Source organism: Chitinophaga sp. XS-30 (assembly GCF_008086345.1).
Classification (GTDB): Bacteria; Bacteroidota; Bacteroidia; order Chitinophagales; family Chitinophagaceae; genus Chitinophaga.
In genome coordinates, this window is the sequence record NZ_CP043006.1 from 3972119 (window position 1) to 3983912 (window position 11794).

Annotated in this window: 6 protein-coding genes; 3 read left to right on the forward strand and 3 right to left on the reverse strand. The window is 50.8% G+C overall.

Annotated elements, in window-relative coordinates; translation table 11 throughout:
* Nucleotides 1–15 precede the first annotated feature (15 nt).
* Nucleotides 16–1626, reverse strand: a complete 1611-nt coding sequence (locus FW415_RS16210) for a M1 family metallopeptidase (protein ID WP_148387111.1) — start codon at nucleotides 1624–1626, stop codon at nucleotides 16–18.
* An 89-nt stretch (nucleotides 1627–1715) separates the two neighbouring features.
* Here FW415_RS16210 and FW415_RS16215 point away from each other — a divergent pair, with 89 nt between their 5' ends.
* Together FW415_RS16215 and FW415_RS16220 are read left to right on the forward strand one after the other, a co-directional pair.
* Nucleotides 1716–3326, forward strand: a complete 1611-nt coding sequence (locus FW415_RS16215) for an ABC transporter substrate-binding protein (RefSeq protein ID WP_148387113.1) — start codon at nucleotides 1716–1718, stop codon at nucleotides 3324–3326.
* Nucleotides 3327–3442: 116 nt separating this feature from the next.
* Nucleotides 3443–4222, forward strand: coding sequence for an acyl-CoA desaturase (locus FW415_RS16220; RefSeq protein ID WP_148387116.1), 780 nt, complete (start codon nucleotides 3443–3445; stop codon nucleotides 4220–4222).
* A gap of 603 nt (nucleotides 4223–4825) precedes the next feature.
* Here FW415_RS16220 and FW415_RS16225 read toward each other — a convergent pair.
* Both FW415_RS16225 and FW415_RS16230 read right to left on the reverse strand, forming a co-directional pair.
* Nucleotides 4826–6367 (reverse strand): glycoside hydrolase 43 family protein, encoded by a 1542-nt coding sequence (locus FW415_RS16225; RefSeq protein WP_148387119.1) that lies wholly within the window; start codon nucleotides 6365–6367, stop codon nucleotides 4826–4828.
* Between the two features lie 11 nt (nucleotides 6368–6378).
* Nucleotides 6379–7275 carry an esterase family protein gene (locus FW415_RS16230; RefSeq protein ID WP_148387121.1) on the reverse strand — a complete coding sequence of 299 codons (897 nt, stop codon included), beginning with the start codon at nucleotides 7273–7275 and terminating at the stop codon, nucleotides 6379–6381.
* A gap of 350 nt (nucleotides 7276–7625) precedes the next feature.
* Here FW415_RS16230 and FW415_RS16235 point away from each other — a divergent pair, with 350 nt between their 5' ends.
* A complete protein-coding gene (locus tag FW415_RS16235; RefSeq protein ID WP_168208845.1) occupies nucleotides 7626–11792 on the forward strand; it encodes a two-component regulator propeller domain-containing protein in 4167 nt (1388 codons plus the stop codon).
* Nucleotides 11793–11794: the final 2 nt, after the last annotated feature.

Here is an 11794-nt window from a genome sequence, read left to right on the forward strand (position 1 = left end):
AATTAAACGGGTGTATTAACTGCGCAGAATTTTGATGTAGAAATTCTTGTCCACCTGCAATTCCTTTTCATCATCCAGTTGCAGCGTTTGCATATCCGTGCTGGGGTTGATGAAACGCCATTTGCCGTTAGCCAGTACCTTTACCGGCATGTTGAAACCCGGAACGTCGGAAAGCCAGCGGTATTTGACCACGCTGCCCTGCTGTTTAAGCTCCAGCCGGGGAATATTCCGGTGACGCAGATACTGATCGAATACTTTTGAGAAGTTGCGCCCCGCCTGACGGCTGATATATTGTTCCACCTGCCTGGAGGTCACGGTCTGGTGATAGAAGGTTTTGTTAAGCCCCCGCAGGATCTGCCGGAATTTCTCATCATTATCGATGATCTGGCGGATAGTATGCAGCATATTGGAGCCTTTGTAATACATATCGCCGGAGCCTTCCTGGTTTACGCCATAGGGACCGATGATCGGGATATCGTTCTGGATGTTCTGGCGGATACCCTGTACATACTGTTCCGCTGCCTTTTTCCCGTACACGCATTCGGTGAAAATGGTTTCGGAATAGTTGGTAAAGGATTCATGCACCCACATATCCGCGATGTCTTTTGTAGTGATGTTATTGCCGAACCACTCATGACCGCTTTCATGAATGATGATGAAATCCCATTTTGTGCCCCATCCGGAGCCGGAGAGGTCTTTGCCCCGGTAGCCCATTTTATATTGATTGCCGTAAGCTACCGCGCTCTGATGCTCCATGCCCAGATGCGGTGTTTCCACCAGTTTATAGCCGTCTGCATAAAAAGGGTAGGGGCCGAACCAGTGCTCGAAGCATTGCATCATGGGTTTTACCACTTCAAAATGCGTTTTTGCGCGGGCGAGGTTGTAATCCAGCACCCAGTAGCTCAGATCAAGGTTACCGGCCTCGCCTTTGAACTGATCGGTAAAATTGCTGTAGTGGCCGATGTTAAGCGCTATGTCATAGTTGTTGATAGGATTGCTGACGAACCATACGAAAGTATTGCCTGATCTGCTGCGGAGGCGGCCGTTGGATACGTTGATGAGGCCTTGCGGCACGGTTACGCTGATCTGCATGCTGTCCGGCTCCTCTGTTTGATGGTCCTTATTCGGCCACCATACGCTGGCGCCCAGTCCCTGGCAGGCCGTAGCGATCCAGGGGCGGGAAAGGGAGTCTTTTCCCCAGACCACACCGCCGTCCCAGGGGGCGCGGACGGCTTCTCTGGGTTTGCCGTGATAGTACACTGCCAGCTGCATGATCTTCCCTTTCGGCTGCGGGGCTTTCAGGTTGACGAACCAGGCGTTGCCTTCCTGTTGAAAGGCGAGCGCCGTGCCGTTCTGTATGATACTGTCGATCTGCAGGGGCTGCTGCAGGTCGATCTGCATTTTTTTTGCCGGCTGCAGCACGCGGTAATGAATGGTATTGCTGCCCCGCAGGGATTTTTCAGATGGAAAAACCTCCACAGAGAGGTCGTAATACGTAACATCCCACCAGCTGCGTGCAGGTGTGAGCGTTCCGCGGAGGGTATCCGCGCGGGAGAATGAAGTTTGCTGTGCAGTGGCGTCCGCCAGCATGCAACAGGTAAATAACACAAGGAAAAGCCTTCTCATTACGAAATCCGGTTTGAAGCGGAAAGATATTTGAAATAGGGGATTTTGCGTACGATAATTTGATCATCGGCAGTTATCTTTACTTTTTTATGAGGTATCTGATCTGCATATTTTCCATCTGCTGTTTATCCTGCGGGCAGGCCGAGCGGGGGCAGAAAATGGTTTTCCGCTATAATCAGCCCGAAGGCATTCCCACGCTGGACCCCGCATTCGCGAAGAACCAGGCCATCCTCTGGGCGGTGCGCCAGATCTATAATACATTGGTGGAGCCGGACAGCCTCCTGAATATCCGGCCTTCACTGGCTACGCGCTGGGAGGTTTCCGATGACAGGAAGACCTATACCTTTCACCTGCGCAACGACGTATATTTTCACAACAGCGATATCTTCCCCGGCGGCAAAGGCCGGAAAATGACAGCGGCCGATGTGGTGTACAGCCTGAAAAGGGTGATGGACCCGGCCACGGCATCGCCCGGCGCATGGATATTCAATGGGAAACTGGATCCCGGGACAGGTTTCCGCGCACCGGATGACAGCACTTTCCAGCTCACGCTCTTCCAGCCTTTTCACCCGATACTCGGTATTCTCAGCATGCAATATTGCTCCATTGTGCCGCATGAGGCGGTGGAGAAGTATGGAAAGGACTTCCGCAAACACCCCTGCGGCACCGGTCCCTTCATTTTTCACTACTGGGATGAAGGCCAGGCCCTCATCCTGCACAGGAATACGCATTATTTCGAAAAAGATGCGGCCGGGCAGCAGTTGCCTTATCTCGATGCCGTGAAAGTGTCTTTTGTAGACAGCAAAGGCACGGAATTCCTGTTGTTCCGGCAGGGGCAGCTGGATTTCATCAACGATATTGAAACCTCGTTCAAAGACGAAGTGCTCACCAAGCAAGGCCAGCTGAAAAAGGAGTGGGAGGGGAAGATCATGCTGGATAAAACGCCTTATCTGAATACGGAATATTTCGGTATCGTGATGGACCCCGCCATGCCCGGCGTGAAAGACTCCCCGCTGCGCGATCTGAAAGTCCGGCAGGCCATCAACTACGGTTTCGACCGTACGAAAATGATGACCTATCTGCGGAACAGCATCGGGATAGCGGCAACATCAGGATTTGTGCCGGCCGGTTTGCCGTCTTTTGATACCACCCAGGTGAAAGGGTATCATTATGATCCCGTGCTGGCCAGGAGATTGTTGCGGGAAGCCGGGTATCCGGACGGGAGGGGGCTGCCGGAGATAAAGCTGGTATCTATTCCCATTTATGCAGACCTGGCGAATTATGTAGCGCATCAGCTGCAGGGTATCGGCATGCAGATACAGGTAGAAGTGATACAAAAAGGCACGTTGATGGACCAGGTGGCCAAATCAGCCGTGCCGTTCTTCCGGGGCAGCTGGATCGCCGACTATCCCGATGCGGAAAGCTATCTGGCCATGTTCTACAGCAAAAATCCCGCGCCGCCCAACTATACCCGGTACAACAATCCGCAGTTCGACAGGTTATATGAACTGGCGCTGCAGGAAACGCAGGATTCCTTACGATATCGTTATTACCAGCAAATGGACCAGATGGTCATCCGTGATGCGCCGGTAGTGCCGTTATTCTATGATATGGCGGTACGTTTTCGTCAGCCTAATGTCACAGGCCTTACCAGTAACGGGTTGAACCTGCTGGAGCTGCGAAGGGTCCGGATAGACTAGGCCAGTCCTTCATATGATACATTAATATATTCTTTAACAGCAAGTTAAATTCTTCCTGATTACCCTATTTTTAGGTTAACTTTGGGCCTTATTTTTTTATTCTTTTAATGAGCGACATGGTAGCGATACTGACTTTCTTTTTTGCACACTGGTTCCTTTCCCTGTTTTTCCATACATTTTTCCTGCATAGATATGCTTCCCACCAGATGTATGACACCAGCAAAGGATGGGAGCGTGTGTTTTATTTCTGCACCTGGTTTTTCCAGGGTTCTTCTTATCTGATCCCGAGAGCTTATGGCGTTATGCACCGCATGCACCATGAGTATAGCGATACTGAACACGATCCGCATTCACCGCATTTCTTTAAGGATGTATGGCATATGATGATCCATACCCGCGCGATTTACGCAGATTTTGTAAACAATACGAAGCTGCCGGATGCGCAATTCACCAAAGATCCGCTGCCCACCTGGGAAGCGATGGACCGTATAGGTGACCACCGCGCAACACGCCTGACGTGGATAGCGCTGTATATTGCATTTTACGCCGTTTTTGCGCCCAGCTTCTGGTGGTTCCTGCTGTTGCCGATACATTTCCTGATGGGCCCGATCCAGGGTGCAGTGGTGAACTGGTGCGGCCACAAATACGGTTACAGCAACTTTGATAATGGCGACCATTCCAGGAACTCCGAGCCCTGGGGCATCTTCCTGCTGGGTGAACTGTTCCAGAACAATCACCACAAGCATAAGGACAGCGCCAACTTCGCTAAAAAATGGTATGAATTCGATCCCACTTATCCGGTGATGAAAGCCATGCACTGGGTAGGCATCATCAAACTGCGGCAGTCCGCCACAGCGAAGATCAAAGTAGGTAAGAAAGAAAAAGCAGCGGCGTAGCAAAACGCGTTGTGGAACATAATGCTTGAAGCAGCAGGCCCTTGGGTTCTGCTGCTTTTTTTATCCCGGTCATTTCATTTCTTTTATCGCCTTCCTGAGCTTTTTGAGGACGTGGATCATCCCGTAGCGCTGCACGGTTTGCTGCTGTTATGAGGTACAAAATACCACTGTGAATACGGTTGCTGAACCGCCACAGCGAAGATCAAAGTAGGTAAGAAAGAAAAAGCAGCGGCGTAGCAAAACGCGTTGTGGAACATAATGCTTGAAGCAGCAGGCCCTTGGGTTCTGCTGCTTTTTTTATCCCGGTCATTTCATTTCTTTTATCGCCTTCCTGAGCTTTTTGAGGACGTGGATCATCCCGTAGCGCTGCACGGTTTGCTGCTGTTATGAGGTACAAAATACCACTGTGAATACGGTTGCTGAAATACTGATAAAGCCTCTAAAGTCGCCGCAGCATTGGGTTTTCCCAATCTTTATTTGTTCTATAATTTATATTATGTTAAATATAAAAACACCGGATTCTCCCCCTCAATAGCCCAATTAAATGACGGCATTTGCCGCATATGATTTACGATAGACGGAAGATCCGCGAGCCCGTGATGCCTACTCCACCCTGAACCAATCCACATCCACAAATCCCCGGGTCTCCTTCGTCGCATAATTGAATAAGCAGAATTTGTTCCCGGTAAATATTTTGAGGTTGAATTTCATCGCCAGTTCGTCACCCAAAGGCAGGAATCGGCTGTTGTCAAAACTATATTCGAATGATGCTTTTGCGGTGCTGTTCGAGGCGATGGCCCGCAAATAAACTGTCCGTCCGGTCATTCGTACAGAATCGATCACCTGGCCATTGTTGACCATAATGACGTATTTCGCACGATCTGTCTGCCTGACGCCAATATAGGCATACGGGTCCTGGAACACGGCCAGTCCGGCTATATCCCCATCTTTCATTGCTCCGGTTTCAATCTTTGTAACAGCAACGGTCGGGATCTGCGGATCGTAATGGGCAAATGGGCGCTGCGTCAGCGTATTCCGTGCTTCCCGCAGATTGGTCACCACTTTTGCTGTGGTCAGCCTCAGATATCCCGGCCTCCGGGTAAGCGACCATGCCGCCGGATCCGGGTTGTGATTCCAGCCCCATTGCATACCAAGGGCCTTTTCATTGAATTCATCAGATGTGGGCAACGCCTTCACTGGCCGGACCTTGCCAACATCCGGCTTTCTATGCCGCACCACTGCTTTTCCGTCAACGCCTACCATCGGCCAGCCATTCTCCCAGGCTACGGGTTGCAAAGACGGAAACCGGCCGAATGGCCCGCTGTCTACAAAAAGCATCGTCCACCACTCGCCGGACGGCGTCTGGATCAATGCTCCCTGGTGAATACCGAAATTCACGCCCGGCGTCGTATCCCGTATCACTACTTTCTGCTCATACGGCCCATAGATATGCTTTGAGCGGAGCGCCACCTGTATGCCGTCCCTGCCCCCGTAAGTGCCATACAGATAGTAATACCCATTGAGCTTATATACATGCATGCCTTCCAGTCCCCCACGGATATCGCCGGTGAATACCAGCGAATCCCGGCTCTTGGGCGCAAAATGTTGATCCAGCTCGGTTACGGAGATCTTGCCGTAACCATGCACCACGTAAATGCGGCCGTCCTCGTCAAAGAACAAGCCCGGATCATAAAATGCTTTCGGCAGCTTCCTGACTTCCCAGGGACCTTCCGGATCGGTGGCTGTGCATAAGAACCCGCCTTCATCCAACGTAATAAAAAGCAAATGGAATTTTCCGTTATGGTACTTCAAACTGGTGGCCCATTGGCCGTGCGCATACCGGTTGCACCCGTCAAGATCGTAACACTTGCTGAAATCAAAGCGCTGAACGGCGTTGGCGCAATATTCCCAGTTAACCAGGTCTTGCGACTTCAGCAGCGTTACCCCGGGAAAAACAAACATGGTGGTGCTGACCATGTAGTAGGTGTCCCCTACGCGGATCACATCCGGGTCCGGGTAATCGGCCGGGATAACAGGATTGGTGTAAGTGCCGTCTCCATTGTCGCTTTTCCATTGCTGGGCGTTTATCGTAACAGGCAGCAGCAGGAAGAGGATCATGCTGATCCCCGAAAAAATGATGTTCATTGGCGGTATGTTTATCGAACCGGCCCTCCCTGAGCGGAGGCTGCCGAAGGATAAGCAGAAAAAACGGAAGGGTCTACCGGTTTGAAGAGGAATTGGGAGAACATGTACAGCCCGTTTTTCCAGACCTTGAAATCATGCCCGCCCGGCTCGATATAATACACATGCGGCACTTTTTTCTCCTGCAGATAGTCGTGCGTCCGCTTGCTGAAAGTGATCAGATTATCGTTATCACCACAGGATATCCACAACAACTTCAATTGCTTCCGGGCGGCCTCCGGATCAGGCACCAGTTGGTCCGGTGGCCTGGTATTCGGCGCGGAAGAAAAACCGCCGACCCAGGCAAATCTGTCCAGGTTCCCCAATCCGAAATTCAGCGATTGCCCCCCTCCCATGGATAATCCGGCAATGGCGCGATGTTCGCGATCTCCATACACAGGGTATTTCTTTTCAATGAAAGGGATCAGGTCATTCAACAGGTCCTGCTCAAACACCGCGAATGCCCTTACCCTGGCGCTGTCGAAAATATTCCCGGTAGCCCGGTCATCTTTCATGGCTCTTCCGTTGGGCATCACCACGATCATCGGTACTGCTTTCCCGTCAGCATAAAGATTGTCCAGTATCTGCTGCGGTTTGCCATGCAGCCACTCCCTTTCATCTCCTCCAATGCCATGAAGCAGATACAGCACCGGGTATTTTTTGTCTGATGAATAGCCGGGTGGCGTGTACAGCAAAGCCTTTCGTGTGGTACCCACCGTTCGCGAGGGATAGGATATGGTATCTATCCTGCCCTGCGCTATGCCGGAGCGTTCAACATCAAAACCCGGCGGCGCCTGTGCGGGCAGGTCTTGGGAAATAACTGGCTGGGTGATGCCGGCCAGTACGGCTAAAAGTACGATCAGTTGTTTCATATAGCTGTGGAAAATTAATCATGATCAAGATATCCCTGCCGGGCATTTGCATTGCGCATTGAAAATAAAAAATAAATGTTAAATTCACACTAAAACAAAGGTAATAGTCGGAGCAGTAAGGAAATAGTTCATTTGTTGAAATCCGTAGCAAAAATGTTTGCCCCGCAACAATCATTGATCTGCGGCCAGTTACCATGATCCGTAAATTCACACGTAATGATGTACTTTGCCTGTACCCAGCAGGAATCGCCAACCCGGGCTTTTTATGATGATATGACAACCACGATCTGCTTTCTCCCTTAACGACAGCACTATTTATGCCTAAATATATCTATACGTCAATCTTCCTTTTGCTGATTTTTGCGCATGCGGGGTCAGCACAATCACCACATATAAATTTCACGGCGCTTTCTTCAAAAGATGGCCTGCTATCCAATACTGTCAATGCGATCATTAAAGACCGGTATGGCCTGATGTGGTTTGCCACAGATGATGGCCTGAATAAATTTGACGGCGCGAATTTTATCGTGTACCGGCATATTCCGGGGGATACAACAAGCCTGCGGGCCAATGAGGTGCTGGCATTGCATGAAGACAAAGCAGGCAATCTCTGGATCGGCACCAGTGGCGGAAGTCTGAGCCGGTATGATCGGGAAAAGGATTTGTTCATCCATTATCCCGGGAAAGACAGCATTCCCGGTCTGCCGTCAAATGCAGTGGTACGTGGTATTCACAGCGACCATGCCGGTAACGTATGGATAGCCCAATTTGAACATCTGTTTATGCTTGACCCCGTTTCCGGCGGCATTACCGGTATCGATCTGGCTGCGGCAGACGATGGCATGCAGGTCCCTAAAGTGCTGATGTGCGTTTTTGTGGACAGCAAACAACGGGTCTGGACCGGGACCAGTAACGGCCTTTATTTATATGACAAGGCATCCCGCACCATAAAGAGATTTCAGCATGCCAGCAACCAGCCGCTAAGCCTGATCAACAATGATATCAAGGCAATTGCTGAAGACAGGAATGGCGATATCTGGATCGGCACTATGCAGGGACTATGCACTTACAGGAGGGATGGCGCCGGATTCAATGCTTTTCACGGCCTCGGGGACGAGCGTATGACGCCCGGCAGTAATGAGATCGCCTGCATCGCCGCGGATGATGAAGGGAATTTATGGGTCGGCACCGCAGAAGGGTTGCATGTCATCAATATCAAATCCCAAACGGTGGCTACCCATGTGCCAAGGGGAAAACATACCTATAGCCTGACCAGCAAATCGATCAGATGCGTGTATATCGACAAGCAGGGCATCTATTGGCTGGGCACTTTCCGGGGCGGTATCAACAAGTACGACAGGAACCTGAATCTTTTTGATGTGAAATTGAGCAGTGCGATATTCGGCAACAGCCACCCCCCTCCCATTATCAGCGCCTTTGTGGAAGACAGGCAGGGGAACATATTCATGGGAACAGACGGTGGCGGGCTGTTCCGGTTCAATCGCAAAACTGAACAGGTCAGTCCGGCGGATCTGGAACTGCCGGTGCCGAACGACAAGCCCCTGTCCATCCTGGCATTGCATCAGAGTCGTGATGACAAATTATACATAGCCACGTATGCCCAGGGGCTTGTGATATTGGACCGCGCTACCGGAAAATACCGTCATTTGAAACATGGTGCCGGTCCGGATGGGCTCAGCTCAAACGATATCTTCTGCATCAAAGAAGACAGTAAAGGCAACATCTGGATCGGCACGAATGGCGAAGGCGTAAACTTGTTGAAAGATGGTAAAGTTGTGGCCCGCTTTACTCCCCGGCCCCGGCCAGATGCGGCAAATGAGACATTTCTGCCGGGTAATCCTTACATCAGGGCTATTGAGGAAGACGGAGCGGGCAATATCTGGATCGGGTCACACGGCGGAGGAATAGTGGTTTACGCCCCCCGCAGTGGTCAATGGACAACATACACCCAGAACAACAGTCAACTGCCCGGAGACAAGATACAGGTGCTGCTGTGCGACAGCCGTGGCAATATGTGGGTGGGGACCTACGGGGAAGGACTCAGCCTGTTTGACAAAAAACAACGTCAATTCATTAATTTTTCCGAAAAGGATGGCCTGCAAAATGCCACTGTCTACCATATTATCGAGGATTTGAACGGCCTGCTCTGGCTCAGTACCAACACCGGCATCAGCAGTTTCGATATGGCGGAAAAGAGATTCCGGAATTATACCCACCACAATGGTATCCAGAATAATAATTTCGTGCACACCTCCGGTATCCGGCTGTCCGGCGGGGAGCTGATGTTCGGAGGGCTTGATGGATTCAATTATTTCAATCCGGACCAGCTTGCTGTCAACCGTAACGTACCGGCAGTATTGCTGACCGATCTGAAAGTATCCAATAAAACAGTTGTCCCGGGAGATGGCGCTCCCATCAAAGCGCATATTTCCGTTGCGCACGAAATACGGCTGGAATATAAACAGAATTTCACACTGGGTTTTGTGGCGCTGAACTATACTATCCCGAAACAGAACCGATACGCTTATATGCTGGAGGGGTTCGACAAGGATTGGAACTACACCGGTACCGCTAATACGGCCTCTTATACCAATCTCGATCCGGGTGAGTACACCTTTCATGTAAAGGCAGGTAATAACGACGGGATATGGAGCACAAAAGATACGGTCATCAAGATCTATGTACGCCCCCCTTTTTGGCGGACGACCTATGCTTACCTTTTTTATCTCGCCGTTATCGGCGGTCTGTTGCTCTATAGCCGGCACAGGGGCATCACCAGGCTCAGGAAAAAATTCCTGCTGGAGCAGGAAAGAGAGGAAACCAGGCGGCTGCAGGAGCTTGACCGGCTGAAGATAAAATTCCTGACCAACCTGAGCCATGATTTCAGGACACCGATATCACTGATCATGGGACCTGTGGATCAGTTGATTGCCGGTGAACCGGCTGGCAGCAGGCTGGAAAAGCTGAACATGATCAAACGAAATGCGAGGCGGTTGCTGAACCTTGTGAGCCAGCTGCTTGATTTCAGGAAGATGGAAGAGCATGAGCTCAGGCTGCAGTTGTCCGAAGGTGAATTTGTTTCATTCGTAAAAGAAGTGACGGGTTCCTTCAGGGATTTTGCTGAAAAGAAACATATAGATCTGGTATTCAGGTCCAGCCTGCCTAAGCTGGATGCGCTTTTTGACCATGATAAAATAGAGCGAATTCTCTTCAATCTCCTGTCCAATGCCTTTAAATTCACACTGGAGGAAGGCTCCGTTATCGTTGAGTTGGAGGAGATAGACAGTCCGGCTGAACCGGGGCAGACATGGGTATCCATTAAAGTGACAGATACGGGGGTCGGTATTCCCGGTGAGAAAAAAGACCAGATATTCGAACGCTTCTTTCAAACCAGCACTACTGCTGCAATACTTAACCAGGGCACCGGTATAGGCCTGTCCATTACCAAAGAATTCATCAAAATGCATGGCGGAACCATCAGCGTGGAAAGCGAAGCAGGGAAAGGTGCGGCATTTATTATCCGGATTCCCTTGAAGTCTGCAGCCGGTCAGGCACCGGCGCTGCAGGTTGAGCCGGCCGGGGAGCTCTCCTGCGAAGAGGAAGCCCTGCCGCCGGCGCTGCAAGTTGAGCAGGCCGTGGAGCTCTCTTTTGCAGAGGATGCCCCGCTGCCGGCAATCACAACTGCAGCCAGCGAAGCGCAACCCTCAACGGCGGATATGCCCCTCGTACTGTTAGTGGAGGATAATGAAGATTTCAGGTTCTATCTCAAAGACAATCTCCGCAGTAGCTGCAAAGTGATCGAGGCCGCTGACGGGAAGGAAGGATGGCAAAAAGCGCTGGCGCTTCATCCCGAACTCATCGTGAGCGACATCAGCATGCCGCAGATGGATGGCATAAGCCTCCTGCAAAAATTGAAGGCGGATAAAAGGACCAGCCATATTCCCGTTATTCTGCTGACAGCCCTTGCGAATGAAGATCAACAGATCGCGGGATTGGAAACCGGCGCCAATGACTACATCACCAAACCATTCAATTCGGAGATGCTGCATGCCAGGATACGGAACCTGCTGCAACTCAATTATACCCTGAAGAACACGTATTCCAGGCATATAAAGGTGCTAACACCGGAAGTGGATGTAGCATCGTCCGGAGAAAAACTCATGAACAGAATTGTCAGCTATCTGGAAGAGCATCTTAACAGTTCGCAACTTTCTGTTGAAAGCCTGAGCCGGGAAGTTGGCATGAGCCGCAGTTCCCTGTACAGCAGGTTGCTGGAGCTTACCGGCCAGACGCCCGTGGAATACATCCGTTCCTACCGGCTGGAAAAGGCCGCGGCATTAATGGAAAAAAGTGATATGACCATTGCGGAGATCGCCTACCAAGTCGGATTTTCCACACCCAACTATTTTGCCAAATCTTTCAAAGCCAAATTCAATATGCTGCCATCCGAGTTTATTGCCCATAACCGGAAGGGCGACCGGGATGGCAGCAATTAATC